We start from the raw sequence: 20,681 nt of genomic DNA, 5'->3' as shown, positions 1-20,681 counted from the left end.
GTTGCCGATCCGCAGTACCGAGCTCGCGCGCGCCAAGACGCCTCCCCTGCCGGTGAGTTGGCGACGCCCCCACACGAGCGCCGTCGGGCAGCAGCGTGGCACCGGGCGGAGAAAAAAGCAATCATGCCTGCTTGTTTAGCGCCACCGGGCCGAGGCTCGGACGCCCTCTGTTTGTGACCGTCAGCGATTGATGGCGATGGTCAGCGATAGTTCGCGGCTCGCCGTTCTCGTCACGGCGAGTTACTTGAGCCGTGACACGGTAGTTGGAACTTGGTCACGGTTGTTGGAACCGGAGCGGTCCAGCGCTGGAATCGATCTCGAGATTTGACTGTGCCCCGAAATGATCAGACGCCCGCCGCCGGGACCTGGTAGAACCGGGTCCCAGTGGCACCTGGGCCACCTGGCTCGGGGGGGCGGCATGTCGGGACCGGCAGTTGGACTGTGGCTCTTCGAACCGTGCGGGTTCGCGGACATCCTGGCCGATGTGGTCCCGTGGTTGGAGACCTTCTGCGAGCCGGTGGAGGCCAAGGCCGGCGGCAACGTGGACTTCTGGGTGCGAGATGGCTCCGCCCTGGGCCTGAAAGATCGGTAGGCACCCGGACGATCACCCGATCAGGTGCCCCACCAGTCCCGGTTGACCGTCAAGGTCACCGCCGACTGGGCTGCCCTGCTGGACGAGGTCACGAGGCGGCATCGACGGGATGACGGTCTCACGTTGTCGCGGTTGGCCGTCGTCCGGCAACCGTAGCCGCGTCCCGTCCTTCGCGCTGCCCACCTGTCAATTCCTCGGAAGGACGGGTGGGACCGTGGATCGATCAGCCCCGCCGAGCGGGGACTGGGATGACCGGGCGGGGCCTGTGCCGTCGTGCTGCATACCGGGCGTCCGTACGGGGGACAAGCCGACGGCGCGTCCCGGCCCCTTTTCGGGAGCCGGGACGCGCCGGAACGTGTGGGGTCGTCAGGGGATGATCACGTTGAACGGCTGGTCGGCGTAGGCGCCGCTCACGCCGGTGTAGACGCCCAGCTTGTGCGGGTCGTTGCCGCAGACCCCAGATGTGCCGGAGGCGACGCGGATCTCACCGTTCCACTTGGCACCGGGCCCGAGGGTGGCCTGGGGGACGCTGAGGGCCCAGTTGATGTTGTCGGCGATGGTGACGCAGTAGCGTCCGGCGTCCACCCGGTCGACCCTCACGACGCCCTTCGCGCGCACGACTGTGGCGTCGGCCTTCACGACTGCGGCAGCTTGGGCGTAGGGGGTGCGCGCCGTCGACTCCGGAGTGCCGGCCAGGGCCACTCCGCCGAGTCCCGCCGTCAAACCGAGCGCAACGCCCACGACTCCGATGATCAGACTCTTCTTGGTCTTCATGGGCCCTCCCAAACAGTGATTACTTAAAGCAATCGAACTGTAGCTAACAGTAGTTGGCAGTGCTTGGGCGACACTCCGACCGTGGGGTGGAACTCGGGGATGAGGATTAGGGCTTGGGTGGCGGTGCTGGACGGGTTGCTGAAGGTGCCGGCCGGGGGGCGAGCCGCGGCAGGCGGCCGACCGCGGCCGGTCCCGGGTCCCGGGCTCGCAGGGCGGTGTTGTCGAGGGTGAGGGCCTGGACCTGCTGGGCGAGGGTGTTGACGCGGGTGCGGAGTTCGGCGACTTCTTCGGTACGGGCCGCGCGTACCCGGACGACCTCTTCCTTGAGGTCCCGGATGCGGTCGCGCAGGTCCTCTTCCACGGAGCGGGGGGAGGTTCGTACGTCGTCGCGGAGCCTGGCGACGAGGTCGGGGGCGCGGTAGGCGGTGGCCCGGGAGACGCCAGCCTCGCGGGCGAGGGCCCGGGGACCCCGGTGGCGGTCGGAACGATGGCGTTCCGACCGTCCGGCCACCTCGTCGCCCAGCCGCCCTCCGGGACGAGTCGCCGGAGCATCGGCTCCCTCGCCCAGAGGGTAGGAACCATCTGGTTGTCACCTTGCCCGGTCGATGGCGGTGAAGCTTCGGCGGTACGGGGTGTCGCCGCGGGCCGGTCCCCGAGGTCGTGTTCGAGTCCCGGCGTCATGGTCGGCATCGTCCCGGATCCCTTACCCAAAGCCGCCCGGCGTGCCAGCCGACCCTCCATCAGGTCCTCGACGGTCTTGGACTGGCGCCCCCGGTCGGCACCGGCGGACGCTGTTCGCGAAGACGGCCGGCAACCCGGGTGGTTGATCAGGAACCGGAAGCTCACCCGCTGACGGACACCGTCGGCGGCGACGAGTTGGACCCGGCCCAAGTGCGGCTCACGCCGCTCAACCGTCCCGTCCCGTCTCGAAGGACCTGGTCCGTGGGCATGGCCGTGACCTGCGGCGACCAGATCTTTTGAGACGCCGAGGTGCCGAAAATCTCAGGTGGTCTGGTCCTGGAAGCCGGTGGCTTCGTCCACGAGTTTAGCCAGCACTTCGACACCGATTCGGGAGGCACAAGGCTTCCGAGACCGCGGCGGAATGTTCACGAGTTTCGGGTTCTGGCACAGATCTTGGGGAGCGGTCGCGGAGCGTCACCTTGGTGTTCGATTGCGAGGGGCTGGGTCGCGTGAGACCGCGTACGCCTGGCTGCCCGGCAGCCGGATATGACGCTCCGTCAACTCCTTGGTGGTATCTGCCGTGGTCGGCCGGTGGCGGTGATCGTGCTGGTCATGCAGACCAACGCATCGTTCTGGGACTCGCTCGTGTTCGACGGGATCGACGACTTGGACGTCGAGGCGGTGACCGCCTTGTTCGGTACGGTCGAGGTGGTGGCGCGGGGCCGGGGTGCCGGGGCGGAGTGTCCGGACTGTGGCCGCTTCTCGGACCGGGTGCACGACCGCTATCGCCGCAGATTGAAGGATCTTCCGCTCGCTGAGCAGGGCTTCGTGATCCGGTTGGTGGTCCGGCGTTTCATCTGTGGGGCGGCGGACTGTCCGCGTCGGACGTTTGCTGAGCGGTTCTCGCGGCTGGCTGCCCCGTACGCACGGTTCACCACCCGGCTCAACCATGCCCTGGAGCACGTGGGGCTCGCGCTCGCCGGTCGGGCCGGCGCCCGGCTGGCAGCCCAGCTGGGCTTCGGCGCGGGAAGGATGACCTTGTTGCGCAGGGTCATGGCATTGCCCGATCCCGCGTTCAGTACACCGCGTGTGCTGGGCGTGGACGATTTCGCGATCCGTCGCGGCCAGACCTACTCCACTGTCTTGACCAGCGTCGAAGACCATCGCGTGGTCGATGTACTCCCGACACGTGAGGCCGGGCCGCTGGCTGCGTGGCTGGTCCGTCACCCAGGCGTGGAGATCATCTGCCGGGACCGGGCGGGCGCCTACGCCGAAGGCGCCCGGCGCGGTGCCCCTGACGCTCTGCAGGTCGCTGACCGGTTCCATCTGTGGCAGGGCCTCGGCCGGGCCGTGGAGACCTGCGTCGCCGCCCACCGCGACTGCCTGCGCAACCCATCGCCCAGCGGCATGCTGCCGGAGGCCACCGGACTTGTTTCCGGTCGACCGCAGGACGACTCGGAGCCCGTCGGCCGACGCGCCGAACGAAAGAAGGCGGCACACGCCTTGGTTCACGAGCTCTTGGCCCAAGGCCACTCACGCCGGGCGATCGCCCGACACCTGGGCTGGGGCCTCAACACCGTCCTCCGGTACGCGAACGCCGCACACTGGCAGGACACCATCCGCGAGAACCGCCCCCGGCCCAGCAGACTGGACCCCTACAAGCCCTACCTGGAGCGACGCTTCGCCGCGGGATGCACCAGCGTCACCCGCCTCCACAGTGAACTCGTTGCCGACAACGCGCCCGTCACCTACCAGATGGTCCGCTCCCACATCGCCACCCTCCGCGGGGCTCCGGCCGGCGCGCCGCCGCGGCCGCCGACGGTGCGGCAGGTGACCGGCTGGGTCACCCGACACCCCTCGACCCTGAACGAGGAGGACCGGGCCGGCCTGAAGGAGGTCCCGGCCCGTTGCCCCGAACTGGACAAGGTCGCCGGACACGTCCGCGACTTCGGCGAGATCCTCACCGACCGCCTCGGCTCCACACTCCCCACCTGGATCGACGCAGTCGACGCCAGCCAGCTACCGGGCCTCACCGGCTTCGCGCTCCACCTGCTCCGAGACCTCGACGCCGTGACAGCAGGGCTCACTCTCGACTGGAGCTCCGGCAGCATCGAGGCGCCGTCAACCGCATCAAGAAGATCAAGCGGCAGCTCTACGGCCGCGCCGGCTTCGAACTGCTCCGCAAGATGATCCTTCTCCAGCAACACTTCGCGATGTTCCCCAAGAGCTGCGCGAGAACCGGATACTAGGAACCCCTGCCGCGGCCGGCATATAGCCAGTGCATGCAGGTACCCAGCCGTGGCAGGATGACCTCATGTTGATCCGAAAGGGCGATGCCGCGTAGGCGTCCCAAGGTCGTCCGCGCAGAGCGGTGCCGGCCACGATGGCAGTATCCGGTCCTGAGGGTCCCCGGTGTCTCCGCGCGGACTCGTGCAGCGATCCGCCGGGTCGAAGACCAGGAGATGTGGCCCAACGCGGTCGCCAAGGCAATCTCGTGTTTCGAGTGGGCTCTTAAGCAGCCCGGACGCTACCTGGACGCCTCCGCGTTTGATTCGCCGGGGGTGGGAGATGCCCGTGATGACCTGGAGTGGGCGATGCTGTACCTTCCGCCCGGAGCCAAACGGGACTTGGGCCGATTGATCACGCGTATCGATGAGGAATTCGAGCGCCGCACCTTGCCGGAGCCCAACTACAGCGAGTGGGCGACGACGCGCTGGTGGTGGACCAGAATGCGTGAACGCTGACGGTCTCCAGGGTCGTGTCCCTCCCTGCAATCGAACGAACCTGTCACCCTCCGCGACCGCTCCCCAAGATCTGTGCCAGAACCGAGTTTCGACAGCACCGCCCGCCTGCCGGGCCCGGCCTGGTGACGTCCTGGGCGACGGAGGTCGGGTTCGCGCTCCGGTCTTGCGCGCATGCCGGGTGGGCGGGGGACCGCCGGGGTGATTCGGCGGTGTGTCGGATCGGTTGCCGGCCGGGGGCTGGGCTGTCTGATCCAGGGTGGCGGAAGACAATCCCCTGATTCCCCTTTCCGCTTTCTGGGAGTAGATCGTGACTTTCTCACTGTCGGTTGCCGGTGGTCAGCCAGGCTCAGGCGTGAGCGGGTATCGTGCCGGTTGGGCGGGCCGCCGTGGACGTGCGCTGGCCGTTGCGGCCGGCATGCTCTGTGTCGCCGGTATCGCCCCGGTGGCGCTGTCCGGGACCGCTCATGCCCAGGGCACCTGCACGACCTCGGGTAACACCACCACCTGTACGTTCGCTTTCACCGGCGCCGAGCAGACCTTCACCGTGCCCGGCGGGGTGTCCTCGGTGCAGGTGTCCGCCATCGGCGCGGCCGGTGCCCCCAACGACACCGGTGACGGCGGTACCCCGGGTGGGATGGGCGCCCAGGTCAGCGGCACACTGTCGGGATTGAGCGTGGGCCAGACGTTGTATGTCGAGGTCGGCGGCACTCCCACCAACAGCGGCGGCTGCATCGGATCGACGCGGTGTACCGGCGGGTTCAACGGGGGCGGCTCCAGCCACCAGACCGGGGGTGGCGGCGGCGGTGCCTCCGATGTGCGCACCCAGCCCCGCAGCACTCCCCTCACCACCACCGACTCGCGGCTCATCGTGGCGGCCGGCGGCGGCGGAGGCGGCTCGTTCGCCTTTTGCGACCCGGGGGGCACCCCGGGTGGCAATGCCGGGGAAGCCGGAGGCAACGGCACGTGCGGGACCGCGAGCACCGGCGGTGGGCCGGGCACCCAGACCATGGGCGGTACCGGCGGAACCCCCGGCGGCAACCCGGGCCACCTGGGCACCGGCGGCAGCGGCACTGACAGCGTTATCGCCAGTGTCGGCGGCGGAGGCGGTGGCGGTCTCTACGGCGGCGGCAACGGAGGCACCCGTAACGGAACGGCCGCCGCCGGCGGTGGCGGTGGCGGCTCCTCCCTGGTTCCACCGGGCGGCACCGGCCCCACGGTGACCAGCGCTGGTGCGAGTATCACCATCAGCTACACCCGGGCCACGGTGACGACCATGCTCACGACCTCGCCGAACCCGTCGCTTTTCGGGCACCCGGTTACGCTCACCGACACCGTCTGCCCTGCCAGCGGCTCCACCGCGACCCCGACCGGCACCGTCACCTTCACCGACGACGGCGCCACCCTCGGCACCGCCCCGCTGTCCCCCGGCGGAGGCGACCACTGCGCCCAAGCCCGGCTGACCTGGTCGAACCTGCTGCCCGGCGGCCACACCCTGACCGCCCAGTACAGCGGCGACGCCACTTACGCGGTCCCCGCCGCGGAAAGCGCCACCCAGACGGTCAACTGCACCCGGACCGTCGCCGGTTCCGTGGCCAGCGTCGTCGCCACCGGCGAGAGCACCTGCATCCTCAACGCCACCGTCCGCGGCAGCGTCACGGCCGGGGCGGGCACCGCCCTGTTCATCGGCAACTCCACCGTCCAGGGCAGCGTCGCCTCCTTCGGCTCCACCCTGGTCGGGGTGTGCGGCACCACCGTCACCGGCTCCCTCGCCGTCGACGGAGCCAGCAGGTTCGTCGTCATCGGCGATCCCGGCGACGACCACTGCGCCGCCAACCAGATCCAGTCATCGGTCCAGCTGAGCAACAACAACGGCGGCCTGGAGGCCATCGGCAACCACATCGGCGGATCCCTGCTGGTCACCGGCAACACCGGCACCGGGCCCTTCCCCGAGGACAACCGCCCCGAGATCGAAGGCAACACCATCGGCGACTCCCTGGCCTGCTGGGGCAACACCCCGCCCCCCACCAACGACGGCCACCCCAACACCGTCACCGGCGCCCGCACGGGCCAGTGCAGCACCCTGTAACCCACCCGGCCGGGCATTTCGCCCCTGGGTAAGCCCGTAGTGCCCGCGCCCGCTGCCGCACTCCACGCAGCCGGCGCGGGCTCCTCGCGTCGCTCGGCGCCGCTCCAGCTGCTTCGCAGACGGCGAGGGCCGGAGTTATAGAAGAAGGACCACGAGCCGCACGCCGCCGACTGAAGCGCAGGTGACTCCCATTCTCGCGAACAGCACCTATTCGAGCAGACGCGCGACTCCCAATCTCATGTCGAAACGACGGCACAACCCGCGTACATAGCCAAAGCCGGGATCCCGGGTGTTGTCTCAGTTGATCTGGTCCACCCGGCCAGGCAACTGGGCCTGGGGCTCTCCACGCCGAGCTACAGTACGGCAACGCACGAGCTCAGATCGGTGGCCAGGAAGACCAGGTGCGAGTCTTCGGTGACATCCACTCGCCCCAAGGCGACTGGGGTGTCGCCCGCGCGCCGAAGGTCCGGCAATCCCCGTTTGAAGTCCTTGCAGGTGACGACGCCGTCCTCCGCCATGCATTGGGCCCGCCATGTCCAGACGCTGAGGAACTGGCTGGCCGGCAACGTCGATTCGGACCACACCCGGAAGGAAGCCCCGGCACGCAAGGCCAGGGCAGCCTGGCTCGCGGCATCGGTCTCATGCCGTTCGAGGGCAGCAATCAGGTCTTCGCGATCCACGACGTGCAGTATGGCGCTCTGCGGGTGCCCAGCAGCCCGCTGGTCCAGTGACCCGTGCTGTCAGGTCTCGGTGAGACAAGCGCTTGTCCGTCAGCCTGCTCGACCTTCGCTGGGCGGGACACGACGGACCAGGTCCACTGAGACGACGAGCGAATCGGACCAGATCATGTGAGACGGGGACCAGATCGGCTGAGACAGGACACGTCCACTCAGCATCGTCCAGCACCACCCCGGCCCCGGGCGAGAGGTCCAGCACCGCCCCCGCCGCCCTCATGCCACCGCTCCCGGAGCCACCACCACGACCGAACGGTCGGCCAGCGGCTCGACCAGGTCGACCCCCAGTCGCCGATGCAGCATCGGAACCGGTTCCAATATGAATGGCAATCCACCGCAGGTTGCAAGAAGCGTGACCAGACGGTTCCAACAAACGTGTCCCGCAAGGTCAGAATCGCCAGGTCAGCACACCGCCCTGGTTCCAACTATCGTGTCTCGGCACATTACTGCGACTTTTCGGTCCTGTCGCACTGAAGCTGGCGGATGCTCACCGCTTCGCGCGCCGAGTGGCGAACATCGCCTGGTTCGGGACCGGGCCTGCCCGATCGCGACGCCGCCCCGCATCCGTCGCCTGCCCGGGGGTGGCGGCACCACCGCATCCGCACCGCAGCAGGGAAATCCAGGTGCCCCGGCCGCCACTCGTCCCTACGCTTCCCGCCATGGACAGCACCGGGGCCGAGCGGCTCCTGAACGTCGTGGATGTCGAAGCCACCTGCTGGGCCCGCGGCCAACCACCGGGCGCGGTCAGCGAGATCATCGAGATCGGGCTGACCGTCGTCGACCTGGCCACCGCGGAGCGCCTCGCCCGGCATCGGATCCTGGTGCGTCCCGCCCGGTCGACGGTCAGCGAGTTCTGCACGGAGTTGACCGGCCTCACACAACACGAGGTGGACGGAGGGGTCAGCTTCGCCGAGGCGTGTCGGCTGCTGGCGGCCGAACACCACGCCGGGTCCCGCCCGTGGGCCAGTTGGGGCGACTACGACCGCAACCAGTTCACCCGGCAGTGCCAGGACACCCGGACGCCCTATCCCTTCGGCCGGCACCACACCAACGCCAAGGCGGCCTTCACCGAGGCATACGGCCTGCGCAAACGCCCTGGCATGGCGCAGGCCCTGGAGATCGCCGGGCGGCGACTCGAAGGCCGCCACCACCGCGGCGAGGACGACGCCTGGAACATCGCCGCCCTCGTTCTCCACCTGTCCGAGCGGGGCGTGTGGCCGGATCCGTGCTGACCGCGCTTGGCATCCCTCCGCACGCAGAGGCTTGACAGCAGATTGGGGCCGGGCGCATCAAGACGGATCTCCGGGACTGGCTCTCAGCCCACGGCATATTCCGCGGAAGCCGGATTCACTGAGAATCCTGCGCCGAATGTTCTCAGCCGACGTGGCAACCCCACAGCTGAGGACGAGATCCAAAGACAAGCTCGCCGAGACAGGACATCGATGGAGGAAGAACCTCCGGTAGAGGGGGTCCTGCGTACCGAGGACGGTGCGGATCCGTGCGAATCGTCGGCTACCGCCTGCGGAGTGGAGGGGTGCGCGCCGCCTGCACTCGGCCTGCGGGCTCAGGTGAGGGCGGCGGCCAGCAGGGTGAAGGCGGCGATGATGACGGCGACGCGGACGTAGTGGAAGCGGTCCCAGCGGTTCACCTGCTCCTTCCAGTCGGCGGGCCGGTTCTCGGGGGTCCACGTCTTGCTCCGGTTGTTGATCGGGACGAGCAGCAGGATCGACATGATCACGCTGACGATCAGCAGCCCGGCGGCGGTGACGACGAGGCCGGTGCCGGAGTGATGCCATCCCGCGATGGCCCAGACCGCGGCGAGGACGAGCGACCCGATGTACCAGAACGGCATCACGGCGCCGAGCATCCGGCCCCCGTGGGCGCGGCCGAGTTGGCCACTGTCGTCGGGGAGTGCGTCGAGGATCCGGTTGATGATGAAGGCGACGGAGAACTCCACCCCCACCATCACTCCGACGACCACGGTGGTGACGACCTTGAGTGCGTCGAGCATGATGACCCCTCCTGGGATCTAGCGCCGCTAGATGATGAGGTAACGCTAGTACTGCCACCGCTCACTTGTCTAGCGATGCTAGGATCGAGTCATGTCGGTACAGGAACGCAAGGAACGCGAACGGGCGAGCCGCGAGCGCCTCATCGTGGCGACGGCCCGCGAACTCGCCGAGCAGCACGGCTGGGACGCGGTCACCACCCGCCGGCTCGCCGAGCGCATCGAATACAGCCAGCCCGTCCTCTACAGCCACTTCCGCGGCAAGCGCGAGATCATCGGCGCCGTCGCCCTGGAGGGTGCCGCCGAGATGGCCGCGGCACTGCGGGCCGCGACCTCGGCCGCGGACGGCCCTCGCGCCCGGGTCACCGCCCTCGCCCGCGCCTACCTCGACTTCGCCGAACGCAACCCGGCGGTCTACGACGCCATGTTCCAGCTCGACGGCGGCCTGGCCTTCGCGGAGGAGGACACCCCGGAGCCGCTGAAGGACGGCTTCGCCGCCCTGCTGGAGACTCTCGCCGAGGTCGCCGGGGACGGCGTCCATCCGGCACTGTTCACCGAGGTGTTCTGGGCGGCCCTGCACGGGCTGGCCACCCTGACCCGGGCGGGACGGCTTCCGCCAGCGGAGGCCGAGCGGAGGGTGGAGCTGCTGGTGAGCCGGCTCGCCGTGGTCTGACACACCGTCCGGGCGGACGGGCAGCCGGGGCCTTCCGGCCCGGCTGCCGGCGTACGGCATCGCCACGCAAGAGCCACCGCGCCGAGAATCCGCCAGCACGAACGAGACCGAGCTGGAGTCCGACAGCTTCCATGCAACAGGACCGGCGAAGCCAACCGGTTGAGCCGTGACAGGATCGTTGGAACCGCCAAGGCGTGCTGACCTGGCCGTTCTCGGGGTGGGTGACACGCTTGTTGGAACTGATTTGCCAAGCTTCCTGGAACCAAGCGGTCAGTTGTCATTCATGTTGGAACCACTTCCGAAGGTCGCTCTCCTTACGACTACGCCGTCGAGGACTGGCTCGCCAACCGCTGAGCCCGCCAGCAGTTCCCCGCGCCCCTGGACAGTGCCTCAGCTCCAGTCGAAGGTCAGCAGTGCGAGCCGCTCAACGGGCTCGAAGAACAGCAGAATCGAGTCGGCGCCCGAGCGTCGGTAGTGCCAGCCCGGCACCGACGCCACAAAGTGGAACGGGTTTCCGGCCGGACTGACCGGCCACGCGCTGTCGTCGTCGTACTCAACGCGGAACAGCTCGGGCTGGACCCAGTTGTCGTGAGCGTCCGCGTTGCCGCCGAGCTGCTCCAGCAGTGCCATGGCGTTGGACTCGTCATACCGCAGGGACCCGTCGTTGTGACGCATGAGCAGGATGCCCTCACGGCGGAAGGCGTCCCGGTGCGCCAGGTAGCTGCGGCCCTCGGAGTCGCAGTGCTCGTCGAGCCGCGTACGGAACCCAGGCCAGGGGTCGGGCAGTTCCTCGGAGGTCGTCGCCCGCGCGAAGTAGCGCAGGTCGCCGAGTAGGCGGTAGCGGTCGTCCTCCATCGAGAACCCGAGCCAGTTGGTTCTCTGCAGGGGTGAGTGGAATGCCTCGGTGTGGTCGCCGAGGTAACCTTCCGCCGGTTCCAGTGGGCTGACCAGATGGATCCACCCGTGCCAGGCCGGGTCCACTCCGGCGAGATCGATCGAGATCAACGGGTGCAGGTGCTCTGCCAGTTCGACCTGGTCGGTGATGAACACATCCGCGGGATCGGGGTAGACCCGCAACCCTGTCCCGGCCGTCATGACGTCTTCCTGCATCTGGAGCCTCCGTCGTTCTCCCCCGGCGATCGGCCGGGCTGCCAGCACGTGTGATCGATCGACGGACAGTCAACCCCACCCATCGGACACTCGCAGCCGTTCACCTCACGTCAGCCTGCCCCTGTGGCCGGATTCAGGTGAGTCGTCGGGGTAACGGACAGAAGAAGCGGCGGGCGTTGTGGTCGGCTGAAGCCGAAGCCCGGATGACGTCAACGAGTTGGCGCGCGTTCTCGCGGCCGCCCGGGCCGAGGTCGGGGCGTCCGTCGGTGGCAAGACCCTGCGAAAGCTCCTCCTGCGCCAAGGCGACCTTCCAAGAAGATCGGCACTGATGCCGAGGCAAGACCATGGCATTCAATCCCAAGATCGATTCCGGCGCCCCCGGCACGCCGCATGCGGCGGTAGCGGCGGGCGACGGTCGACTCGGAGAGCCCGAGAACCAAGCTCCACGATCTCGCCGAGACCGCCGGCGGCAGGGTGGAGATCGAGACGTTGGACATCAACGAGCCGGAGCCGATCGCGGCGCTGCGCAGGCGCCTGGACGGCCGAGCGCTGGACATCCTGTTCGTCAACGCGGGAATCACCACTCGGGACGAACACATCCCGATCGGCGAGGTCACGACCGAGGAATTCAACGACGTCATGCTCACCAACGCGCTGAGCCCGATGCGCGTCATCGAATCCCTGCAGGACCCTCGTCACCCCGACCGGCTTGATCGGTGCGATGTCGTCCGGCCAGGGCAGCATCGCCAACAACGAGACCGGGCTGCGGGAGGTCTACCGAGGCGGCAAGGCGGCGCTGAACCAGTTCATGCGAAGCTTCGCAGTCCGCCAGCCCGAACCGGCACGCACGCTGCTGGCCATGGCACCCGGCTGGGTTCGCACGGATCGGGGAGGATCGGACGCCCCTCTCGGCGTCGAGGACAGCATTCCCCGGCTGGTGAACGTCATGCTCGCTCAGTTCGGCACCCCCGGCGTGCAATTCGTCGACTACCGGGGCCGAACCGTTCCCTGGTAGCTACGCGAGTTGATCAGCCGACGGCAATCACCTGAAGGCGAGCTCATGGGGGCTGCCGCCGAGAGCGGACGTACTCGGGGTGGGTGCCAGGGACGGTTGCGGCCTGTCCGGTTGCGGTCAGTCCAGGGGGAGGGCCATCTCCAGGATCCGGGCCTGCGGGTCGAGCCGGTAGGGGGTCTCGCCGCCGGTGTAGGCGAAGCCGCGGCGCAGGTAGAAGGCGGCGGCGCGGGCGTTCTCCTCGTGCACGCCGAGCAGCATCCGCTTGGCGCCGCCCTCGGTGCGGGCCCAGTCGATGACGGCGTCCAGCAGGGCGTCCGGCACGCCGCGCTCGCGGCCGCGGTGGTCCCCCGCCACCCAGACGCCGACCAGGACGACGGTCGCGGCCTGCTCCTCGTCGGGGAAGGAGAGCATCGTCCCGACCCACTCGCCGTCCGCGTCGACCGCGACCAGGCCGACCCTGCCCGGCTCGTTCGCCCGGGACGTCCGGGCCCGCCAGTCGGCCTCGCCGAGGGCCAGCGCCGTCTCGTGGGTCTCGCCGAACGCCATGGGGAAGTCCAGGAGTTGGGCCAGCCGCGCCTTCCGCAGACGCTGCCAGTCCTCGACGCCGATCCGCTCGATCCGGTACCGCATACCCGCCGACCCCCGCTGCCGTAGCTGCCTTCGCCGACGGTGATCACCGTCGGCGAAGGCAGCATAGTCCCAGGTCAGGGACGGCTCCCCCCTGCAGCCCCGGCGCCGGTGGGTGCCGGTGGGGTCGCCGGCGGTCGCGCTCGGGCTGGTGCCGGGTCAGGGCTTGATGCGGACGACCTGGGGGTCGTGGTCGCTGGCCTGCTGGGCGAACTCGGCGTTGATGTGCACCACGTCGTACTTGGCGTAGCCGACCTCGGGGCTGACCAGGATGTGGTCCAGCACCTGCGAGTTGCCCTGGTAGACGTAGGAGTACTGCTCGGTCTCCGGCAGCTCGTTCACCAGGTCGCGCAGCACGCCGTCCTTGGTGAGCGCGGCCAGCGCGGGCGAGAACTGGTAGTCGTTGAAGTCGCCGAGCGAGACGACGCGCGCCTCCTTGTCGGCGGCCAGCAGCTTGGCGACGAAGGCCTGTTCGATGGTGGCCTGCTTGACCCGCTGCAGCTCGGAGCTGCGGGCCGGGGCCTGGAAGCGGCTGTCGATGCCCTGGTCGCCGCCCTTGCTGTTGAAGTGGTTGGCGATCACGAAGAGCTTCTTGCCCCGGAAGGTGAACTGGCCGACCAGCGGCTTGCGGCTGCTGGTCCACGCCTCGTCGGTCGGGGCGATCCGGCCGGGCGAGGCGGTCAGGGCGGTGGTGGCGCCGGCGCCGGCGACGTCCACGGCGCTGGTGGCGGTGCCGCCGGGGATGTCGGTGAAGGAGACCCGCTGCGGGTTGAACAGGAACACCTGCCGGATGTTGCCGCCCGGCTCGCCGCCGTCCTTGCCGTCCTGCGGGTCGATCGAACGCCAGTCGTAGGCCGGGCCGCCGGCCGCCTTGATCGCGGCGATGAACTTGGCGACGGTCTGGCTCGCGTCCACCGTGCCGTCGCTCTTGGCGCCGTTGTCGTCCTGGATCTCCTCCAGGGCCACGATGTCGGGCGAGCGCAGGTTGGTGACGATGCCCTGGGCCAGCTCGGCGAACTTGGCGTCCGGGTTGCCCGGGGCCAGGTTCTCCACGTTGTAGGTGGCGATGGCGAGTTCACGGTCGGTGGCCTTCGCCGTCACCTCGCGCTGGAGGTGGTTGTCCTGCAGCGTGCCCATGGTGCCGGCGACGAGCGTGTAGCCGCCGAACTGGTTGTAGTCCAGCGGGCCGGTGGTGGTGCCGGTCAGCACGTCGCCCACGTTGGCCACCGGGAAGGGCTGCTGGGAGACCGGCGCCTGCTGCTGCACCATCAGGCGGCCCACGTTGGGCTCCGCGTACGACTCGTACAACACGCCGCCGCGCTTGCTGCGCTGGTCCTGCCGGTCGGCGGCGACCCACAGCTCGTTGTACTTGTCCGTCGCCTGTATCACCCGGACGTCCTTGACCTGGACGAGCATGCCCTCCAGCGACTCGTAGAAGTCCAGGGCGTACTTCTCCGGGTTGAGCGGCACCGAGTCGACGGTGCCGTCGGGCCCCGCCGGCGGGGTGTAGGTGCCGGGGATGTTGCGGGTGTCCACGACCACCGGGGCGGGCAGCGGGTTGCCGGAGGAGAGCACGGTGACGGCGGGGCCGGTGATCTCGGTGACGGACTGCGAGCCGCCGGAGAGGTTCGGGTAGTACTCGGTGACCTTGCCGCTGACCAGGACCGAGTCGCCGGCCTTCACGGTCGGGTTGCCGCCGGTGTAGACGAAGATGCCCTCGCTGGTGGCCGGGTCGGCGTCCGGGTTCGGGTCCTGCATCCAGAAGCCCTTGGAACTGCCGTACGCGCGCACGCCGGTGACGACGCCGGGCACGCCGGTGACGGGCTTTCCGGCTTGCGGGGAGATCCGGGTGGTGCCCTGGATGTCGTGGATGCGCAGCGGTCCGGCCTCGGTCGGCCCGGCCGGGGCGGCGGCGGGCGCGGCGCTCGCGGCCGGCAGCGGGACGAGCACCAGGGAGGCGGCCAGGCCGGCCGGGAGGATCGCGGCGCGCAGCAGCGCCCGGCGGGGGCGGGGGGCGGGGGCGGTGGTCACCGGGACATGACTCCTAGCTCCGTCGTGCGGCACAGTCGTGGCACGGCGGTCGAGGGTGAGGGCGGGGCGTCGAGCGTCCACCCGGCAGGTCTGGGGCCGCCGGGCCGTGACGAGCGGTCAGGCGGCGCGCCTACCGCACGCGCTACCCGCGTAGAGGAAGCGGAAGCCGGTCACCCGCCCCCCGCAGCGCCCCCAAGATACGCGCGTAGAAAATGACGCGACAAGACCCCGTCAGTGAACTCTTGGTTCCGCTCCCCCGGCGGCCGCCCCCGCGATGCGCCCCGGCCGCCGCCCGGGCCGCCGCCACCCGCAGCGGCCCGGTGGCATCCCTCAGGCGGACTCGATCCGCTCCACGATGAGTTCGCAGAGCTCGTGGGTGCGCAGGGCGTCGTGGGCGTCAACGGTCTTGCCGGTGCGGACGGCGTCGAGGAAGGCGAGGACGACCTGCTCGATGCCGCGCTGGCGGGCGACGGGCACCCAGTCGCCGCGCCGGCGGACGGTGGGCTGGCCGCGGTGGTCGATCACCTCGGCCAGGTTGTGGACCTCGCGCTTGGAGTCGGCGCCGGAGACCTGGAGAATCTCCTCGGTGGAGCCGGACACCCGGTTCATGATGCCCAGCGCCGTGAAACCCTCCCCGGCGAGGGTGAGGACGAGGTGCTCCACGAGGCCGTCACGCACCCGGGAGCGGACGTCCACGTGCTCGACCTCACCGGGAGCCAGGAAACGAAGCACATCCACAACATGGACGAAATCGTCGAAAACCATCGGCCTCGGCGCCTCCGGCAGGCCCTCCCGGTTCTTCTGCAGCACGATCAGGTCACGCGGCCGCTCCTTCGCCTGAACATAACCCGGCGCATAACGGCGGTTGAAACCCACCATCAGCGAACAACCCGTACGGTCCGCGAGGTCGACCAGCCGACGGGAACCCTCCAGCGTGTAGGCCAGCGGCTTGTCCACGTACACGTCGACGCCCGCGGTGAGCAGCCGCTCCACAATCGGAACGTGCTGGTCGGTGGCCGCGTGCACGAACGCGGCCCGGATCCCGCTGCCGACCAGCTCACCGAGATCGGTGAACCGCTTGCCCGGATCGACGCGGTAGCTGTCGCCGATCCGGTCGAGCTTGGCCCGATCCCGGGTCATCAACCGCAGATCCAGACCCGGCAGAGCCGCCAGGACCGGCAGATACGCCTTCTGCGCGATGTCGCCGAGACCGATCACCCCGACCGGCAGCAGGGCATCGGGGACAAGGATCGGACTCATCGGCTCTCCTGTGGGCATAGGTGATCATCGGCCGCACCCACCCTATTCGCCAGGCACCGCACACCACACAGCACCGCCCACGCCACAGGGCGACCAGCACCATCGGCTGCGAGCCTTCGTCGAACTGCACCACCCCGGCGCCAGCGACGAGCACACCACGGCTCAGCTGGGGCCGAGTCTCGCATCACCTGCCGACAGTGGTCGCGTCGGTTTGCCGGCTGCTCAGAAGCCATCAGCCGGCAACTGGGCCGTCTACGCCGCGAACCGGCCGTCCCGGGCGCCCTGATGCGGCAGGCATTCGGACACTTCCAATACCCGACTCCATCATTAAAGACCCTCTCAGTCACCGCCGAGCGGGAGTTCCTGCGCTACAAGAAGGTCACCGCGGACGGCAGGACAGCCGCTGTCGACCCGAGCGACCTCTACGACCTCCTCCACCTGGACCAGCGCGCCGACCGCGTTCTCCCCAACGGCTGGTGCATGCTGCCACCCAAGCAGATCTGTTCCAAGGGCAACGCCTGCCTGGCCTGCGACAAGTTCGTCACCGACGCCAGTCACCACGACGAGCTCCAGCGCCAACTCGCCCAGACCGAAACCCTGATCACCCGCCGCCAGGCACGGTTCACCGCCCGCCACAGCGAGCCCATGGGCGAGGAAAACGTCTGGCTCGCCGGCCGCCTCTCTGAGACGCGGGCCCTGAGCAAGGTGCTGGTCGCGCTCGACCAGATCGGCGTTCACGACGACGGACAACTCCGTGCAGTCCGGGTGAGCACCGACTTCCTCTACAAGCATCCGGAGCTCCTCCTCCTGATCGAACGGCACCGCACCAAGGGAGGTCACATTCCCGGCACGCGTCCTGTAGAGGCCAAGCCGCCGTCAGCCTCAGCGGCTGTGCGGGCCCTGAGCGCACGCCTGTCTCAGCAGCAACAGGCTCACCGGGAGGAGATCGCACGCCTTCGGAAGGCGTTGCAGATCGCCCAGGGTGAGAACTTGGAACTTCGTCGGCGCCTGGCCCAATTCGCCCCAACCTGACAGCGGCCGGTGCGTCCGGGCCATGGGCTATGCTCGCGACTCGAACACCCTCTGACGTGAGAAGAAGACCCGGTGGACGACAGGATCGCCCGGATCCAGGCCAAGCTCGCCGCCCTACCGCCAACGGAGAAGGCTTCTCTCGGCCCCGTGCTCACCGAGCCGCAGGTCTCGGAGTTCGAGGACGCCCACGGTGTCCGACTTCCCGAGGAATTCCGCCAGTTCGTCACCCGAATCGGCCATGGCGGATACGGTCCGACCTACGGCCTCTTGCCGATGGAACGGTGGGTGACCGGGGCCGCGAGGGCCAAGAGCGGAATGCCTGGCGAGCCGTTCCCGATCGTTCCTGACCTGGAGATCTCCACTCAACCGGACGCGCGGAGCTGCCTCACACACTCCTTCCCAGGCACCATCACGGTCGTCTACCGGGGCTGCAGCGACTTGACTCTGCTCGTCGTCACAGGGCCAGGCCGCGGGCGTCTGGTAGAGGTCAACTCCGAAGGCTTCTTCCCCCCTCGCTTCCACGCCGACTCGGACTTCCTCTCCTGGTACGAGCGATGGCTGGACTTCGTACTGGCCGGACATCGTGATCTGACCTGGTTCGCGGACCAGATGGCCGGCGACGAGGGGGAACTGGTGGCCACGCTCTTGAACGACGCTCTCGCGACACGGCGTCGCGCCGCCGCATACACCTTCATCACCTACCCGAGTCCGAGCAGATCGCTCCCAGACGTACTGACGCGAGCACTGGCAACGGAAGCTCTCCCAGCCGTGAGGGAAACAATTCTTCGTTCCCTTGCCGCCCAAGGAGAGTACGGCCGCAACCTCCTGGCCACCGCGTTCACAGACCCAGCCCCGGACGTCCGTTCCCTCGCGGCCATCCTCATGACCACGCCCACAGCGCTGGGGCGCCAACTGAGCACACCGCTACGGCAGGCTCTCAGAAATCAGCTGGCGATCGAGCAGGACCACTCAGTGCGCGAGACGATCCAGAGGGCCCTCAACCATTCACGCTGACCCCGCGGAGCCGGACATCTACTGCCCGTCAACGACATGCCGCTCGCGGCTTCAACTGCAGGCAAAGCTCCCTATGTTGTCGCAGCTACGGATACCATGTGGTCGATGTCGGGTGCCTTGGCGTCGGTGAATGTCTTGTCGTCGTAGGGGCTGGTCCACACACCGGACACGGCGCGACAGAGTTCGTCCTGGACGACGTTCTGGCCGTCGCGGGCGAGGACGACCTCGCGGGTGTCGCACTGCCCGTACTGCTTGATCCAGTGCGGGAACTTCTCCCGGGTGTACCCCTCCATGGAGTGCGGGGCCTCCACGACGAGCTGGTTGAGTTCGGCACGGGCCTGCTCGGCCGGAGGCGGCTCGGTCAGCTCACGGTGCTGAGCGACAATGAAAGCTGCGGGAGCGGCCGGCGACACTGCGGCGGCGGCCGGAGCGGCGGCGGGGATCAGCGCGAGGGCAAGTGCGGCGGCAGTGGTGGCGCCTCGGCGCCACCAGACAGAAGTGATCATGCAGCAAGGGCTACCGGCCCCGGGACGGACGGCTGGCGTACCGTCACCCGGAGGTCGGCGTGGCGCCGGTCTGGTTGACGCGGGCCGCCGCGGATTCGGGCTGTCCCGCGGTCCGGCTGGAGGTCCAGGCTTGGAGGTAGGCGGTCCAGTCAGTGGCCGCGCGGGAGCGCCACCGCGTGACGGTGTTGAGGTGGAGGCCGAGCATGGGGGCGAGGCGGTGGGCAGCGCAGCGATCCGGGGCCGCCGGGGTGGGAAGGCCGGGGGCGCAATATCGTTCGAGTGAACGTCGAGGGTGCCCCGCAGTGCCCGTGGATCACGTGGTTCATCGACTGTGCGACGAAGGCGGTTACCGGCGTTGCGGTCACGCCACACCAGCCGTCAAGGGATGCGGTGCTGGCCGCGCTGCGCATCGGGATCAGCCGCGAGGAGCCCTTCCCGTTCGGCGGCTTGCCGTCGCTGGTGCGCATCGACCGTGGCAAGGAGTTCCTGTGCCGAACGGTGACCCAGGCGCTGGGCGCCTTCGCAGTGCCGCTCCAGGACCTGCCTGCCTACACCCCGCACCTGAAGGGCACGATCGAGCAGCTTGAACGACGCGGTGGAGGAGATGCTGCTGGTGTCGTTGCCCGGCTACACCCGCCGCGCTCGCCCGCTCCGGGTACGCGCCGTGCTGATCTGCGCCGACGACGACGCGATCCTGCACGGCCGGCGGGCCCACGCCGACAACCGCGATCTACGCGTCGCCTGGAGCCCGGACGGCCGGCCCACACTCGTCCTGCCCTGGGACGAACCCCACGACGACCACGCGGCCGTCTCCATGGAAAACCGGCCTTCCCGGTCCCCCACCATGGAGGGATGGACAGACACCCGATCGACGTTCCGGGCGTCCTGGACGTCGGACCGACACCCCGGACAGCGCTTGCCTGGCTGCCGCCGGCGGAACTGTGGCAGGCCGTCCAGCGGATCCGGGAGGAACACGATCCGCAGATCCGCCGCTGGCCGCCGCACGTCAACGTGCTGTTCGGCTTCGTCTCGGAGTCAGACTTCGGGCCCGCGCTCCCGCTGCTGGGCGCCGCCGCGGCCGAGCACGCCCCGTTCACCACGCGTCTGCACGGGGTGCGCCACTTCCCCCACCGCCACGACGCCACGGTCTGGCTCGACCCGGCGAGCGGCGGCCCCGGCCCGTGGCAGGCGCTCCACGGCTCGTTGGTCGAGCGCTTCCCCCGCTGCCGGGGTCGGGCGGACGACTTCACACCCCACCTGTCCTTGGGGCGGACCCGGGACCCGCGCCAGCTCGCACCCGAACTGGCCGCCCGCCTGGGCACCACCTCGACACGGGTCACCGAACTCACGCTCCTCTCCCGCCGGGGCGACGGCCCGATGCGGGCCCGGTTCACGGTCGAACTGGGCACAGGCGAGATCCGGCAGCTGCCACAACTGCCGGACCTCGGGCCCGCGTGAGCGCGGGTCTCAGCTCCCCACCGACGCGTTCGAGGTCATCGGCGGCAACGTGATGCCCAGGATCCCGCCGTTCACCCCGTTGCACGGGCTCCCCCGCGGTTTCGGTCCACGGAAGTCGCCAAGCCCCGACCCGCCCCATGGCCGCCGCGCTGTTCGGGTCCGCTGGTGCTGCCCGCTCCGACCAAGCGGGAGCTGGTGACCGCGCTGGTGCCTGCCCCGGCCGGGGCTGGAAACGGAGCATCAGCCACCGCGCCAGTTCCCGACCCTACTGAGCCGCGCGAAGGCAACCGGTCAGTCCTGGACCTCGACCTCGACGGCCGTACGGATCTCCAGAGT

The 20,681-nt window shown here is 69.2% G+C and carries 20 protein-coding genes and 2 pseudogenes; 12 read left to right on the top strand and 10 right to left on the bottom strand.

Annotation, left to right across the window (positions count from 1 at the left end; all coding sequences use genetic code 11):
• The first annotated feature begins 418 nt into the window (after positions 1-418).
• Complete coding sequence (locus ACIOJE_RS34400) at positions 419-592, top strand: DUF6368 family protein (protein WP_400781654.1); 174 nt, start codon at positions 419-421, stop codon at positions 590-592.
• Positions 593-958: 366 nt separating this feature from the next.
• Here the strand turns inward: ACIOJE_RS34400 and ACIOJE_RS34395 are convergent, their stop codons facing one another.
• Together ACIOJE_RS34395 and ACIOJE_RS34390 are read right to left on the bottom strand one after the other, a co-directional pair.
• Positions 959-1,366 (bottom strand): hypothetical protein, encoded by a 408-nt coding sequence (locus tag ACIOJE_RS34395; protein WP_400781652.1) that lies wholly within the window; start codon positions 1,364-1,366, stop codon positions 959-961.
• A 106-nt stretch (positions 1,367-1,472) separates the two neighbouring features.
• Positions 1,473-1,727, bottom strand: a complete 255-nt coding sequence (locus ACIOJE_RS34390; protein ID WP_400781650.1) for a hypothetical protein — start codon at positions 1,725-1,727, stop codon at positions 1,473-1,475.
• Positions 1,728-2,638: 911 nt separating this feature from the next.
• On the opposite strand from ACIOJE_RS34390, the gene ACIOJE_RS34385 reads away from it, so the two are divergent.
• The 3 genes from ACIOJE_RS34385 (at position 2,639) to ACIOJE_RS34375 (ending at position 6,877) form a co-directional block, all read left to right on the top strand.
• Complete coding sequence (locus ACIOJE_RS34385) at positions 2,639-4,237, top strand: ISL3 family transposase (RefSeq protein ID WP_400781648.1); 1,599 nt, start codon at positions 2,639-2,641, stop codon at positions 4,235-4,237.
• Positions 4,238-4,509: 272 nt separating this feature from the next.
• Entirely contained in the window at positions 4,510-4,791 is a 282-nt protein-coding gene (locus ACIOJE_RS34380) for a hypothetical protein (protein ID WP_400781646.1), read from the top strand.
• Between the two features lie 352 nt (positions 4,792-5,143).
• Positions 5,144-6,877 (top strand): Ig-like domain-containing protein, encoded by a 1,734-nt coding sequence (locus ACIOJE_RS34375; RefSeq protein WP_400781643.1) that lies wholly within the window; start codon positions 5,144-5,146, stop codon positions 6,875-6,877.
• A gap of 353 nt (positions 6,878-7,230) precedes the next feature.
• On the opposite strand, the gene ACIOJE_RS34370 is transcribed toward ACIOJE_RS34375, so the two are convergent.
• Positions 7,231-7,557 carry a hypothetical protein gene (locus ACIOJE_RS34370; RefSeq protein WP_400781641.1) on the bottom strand — a complete coding sequence of 109 codons (327 nt, stop codon included), beginning with the start codon at positions 7,555-7,557 and terminating at the stop codon, positions 7,231-7,233.
• Between the two features lie 713 nt (positions 7,558-8,270).
• Between ACIOJE_RS34370 and ACIOJE_RS34365 the strand changes: the two genes are divergently transcribed.
• Positions 8,271-8,843, top strand: coding sequence for a 3'-5' exonuclease (locus ACIOJE_RS34365; RefSeq protein WP_280685670.1), 573 nt, complete (start codon positions 8,271-8,273; stop codon positions 8,841-8,843).
• Between the two features lie 332 nt (positions 8,844-9,175).
• Here ACIOJE_RS34365 and ACIOJE_RS34360 read toward each other — a convergent pair whose 3' ends face one another.
• Complete coding sequence (locus ACIOJE_RS34360) at positions 9,176-9,622, bottom strand: DUF1772 domain-containing protein (RefSeq protein ID WP_280685669.1); 447 nt, start codon at positions 9,620-9,622, stop codon at positions 9,176-9,178.
• 91 nt (positions 9,623-9,713) lie between these two features.
• On the opposite strand from ACIOJE_RS34360, the gene ACIOJE_RS34355 reads away from it, so the two are divergent.
• Positions 9,714-10,292: a TetR/AcrR family transcriptional regulator gene (locus ACIOJE_RS34355; protein ID WP_400781638.1), complete on the top strand. Its 579-nt coding sequence runs from the start codon at positions 9,714-9,716 to the stop codon at positions 10,290-10,292.
• 390 nt (positions 10,293-10,682) lie between these two features.
• Here the strand turns inward: ACIOJE_RS34355 and ACIOJE_RS34350 are convergent, their stop codons facing one another.
• Positions 10,683-11,450, bottom strand: a complete 768-nt coding sequence (locus ACIOJE_RS34350) for a hypothetical protein (RefSeq protein WP_400781636.1) — start codon at positions 11,448-11,450, stop codon at positions 10,683-10,685.
• A 426-nt stretch (positions 11,451-11,876) separates the two neighbouring features.
• Here ACIOJE_RS34350 and ACIOJE_RS34345 point away from each other — a divergent pair.
• Together ACIOJE_RS34345 and ACIOJE_RS34340 are read left to right on the top strand one after the other, a co-directional pair.
• A pseudogene (locus ACIOJE_RS34345) lies at positions 11,877-12,026 on the top strand (3-oxoacyl-ACP reductase); the annotation flags it as partial.
• 97 nt (positions 12,027-12,123) lie between these two features.
• Entirely contained in the window at positions 12,124-12,417 is a 294-nt protein-coding gene (locus ACIOJE_RS34340) for a hypothetical protein (RefSeq protein WP_400781741.1), read from the top strand.
• A 117-nt stretch (positions 12,418-12,534) separates the two neighbouring features.
• Here the strand turns inward: ACIOJE_RS34340 and ACIOJE_RS34335 are convergent, their stop codons facing one another.
• The 3 genes from ACIOJE_RS34335 to ACIOJE_RS34325 all read right to left on the bottom strand — a co-directional run bounded on the left by ACIOJE_RS34335 (position 12,535) and on the right by ACIOJE_RS34325 (position 16,305).
• Positions 12,535-13,047: a GNAT family N-acetyltransferase gene (locus ACIOJE_RS34335; RefSeq protein ID WP_280685666.1), complete on the bottom strand. Its 513-nt coding sequence runs from the start codon at positions 13,045-13,047 to the stop codon at positions 12,535-12,537.
• 156 nt (positions 13,048-13,203) lie between these two features.
• Positions 13,204-15,075 carry an endonuclease/exonuclease/phosphatase family protein gene (locus ACIOJE_RS34330; protein WP_400781633.1) on the bottom strand — a complete coding sequence of 624 codons (1,872 nt, stop codon included), beginning with the start codon at positions 15,073-15,075 and terminating at the stop codon, positions 13,204-13,206.
• Positions 15,076-15,405: 330 nt separating this feature from the next.
• A complete protein-coding gene (locus ACIOJE_RS34325) occupies positions 15,406-16,305 on the bottom strand; it encodes a Gfo/Idh/MocA family oxidoreductase (protein ID WP_280685713.1) in 900 nt (299 codons plus the stop codon).
• A 315-nt stretch (positions 16,306-16,620) separates the two neighbouring features.
• Between ACIOJE_RS34325 and ACIOJE_RS34320 the strand changes: the two genes are divergently transcribed.
• Positions 16,621-17,367 (top strand): hypothetical protein, encoded by a 747-nt coding sequence (locus tag ACIOJE_RS34320; protein WP_400781631.1) that lies wholly within the window; start codon positions 16,621-16,623, stop codon positions 17,365-17,367.
• Between the two features lie 72 nt (positions 17,368-17,439).
• Positions 17,440-18,381, top strand: coding sequence for a hypothetical protein (locus ACIOJE_RS34315; RefSeq protein WP_400781628.1), 942 nt, complete (start codon positions 17,440-17,442; stop codon positions 18,379-18,381).
• 71 nt (positions 18,382-18,452) lie between these two features.
• Here the strand turns inward: ACIOJE_RS34315 and ACIOJE_RS34310 are convergent, their stop codons facing one another.
• Positions 18,453-18,887 (bottom strand): hypothetical protein, encoded by a 435-nt coding sequence (locus ACIOJE_RS34310; RefSeq protein WP_280685661.1) that lies wholly within the window; start codon positions 18,885-18,887, stop codon positions 18,453-18,455.
• Between the two features lie 43 nt (positions 18,888-18,930).
• Entirely contained in the window at positions 18,931-19,092 is a 162-nt protein-coding gene (locus ACIOJE_RS34305; protein WP_280685660.1) for a hypothetical protein, read from the bottom strand.
• A gap of 101 nt (positions 19,093-19,193) precedes the next feature.
• Here ACIOJE_RS34305 and ACIOJE_RS34300 point away from each other — a divergent pair.
• Together ACIOJE_RS34300 and ACIOJE_RS34295 are read left to right on the top strand one after the other, a co-directional pair.
• A pseudogene (locus ACIOJE_RS34300) lies at positions 19,194-19,521 on the top strand (ISNCY family transposase); the annotation flags it as partial.
• Positions 19,522-19,739: 218 nt separating this feature from the next.
• Complete coding sequence (locus tag ACIOJE_RS34295) at positions 19,740-20,345, top strand: 2'-5' RNA ligase family protein (RefSeq protein WP_400781625.1); 606 nt, start codon at positions 19,740-19,742, stop codon at positions 20,343-20,345.
• Positions 20,346-20,681: the final 336 nt, after the last annotated feature.

The organism is Kitasatospora sp. NPDC087861 (assembly GCF_044742585.1).
GTDB lineage: Bacteria > Actinomycetota > Actinomycetes > Streptomycetales > Streptomycetaceae > Kitasatospora.
The sequence above is the reverse complement of the archived record's forward strand: the minus strand, read 5'-3'. Positions and strand labels throughout refer to the sequence as shown.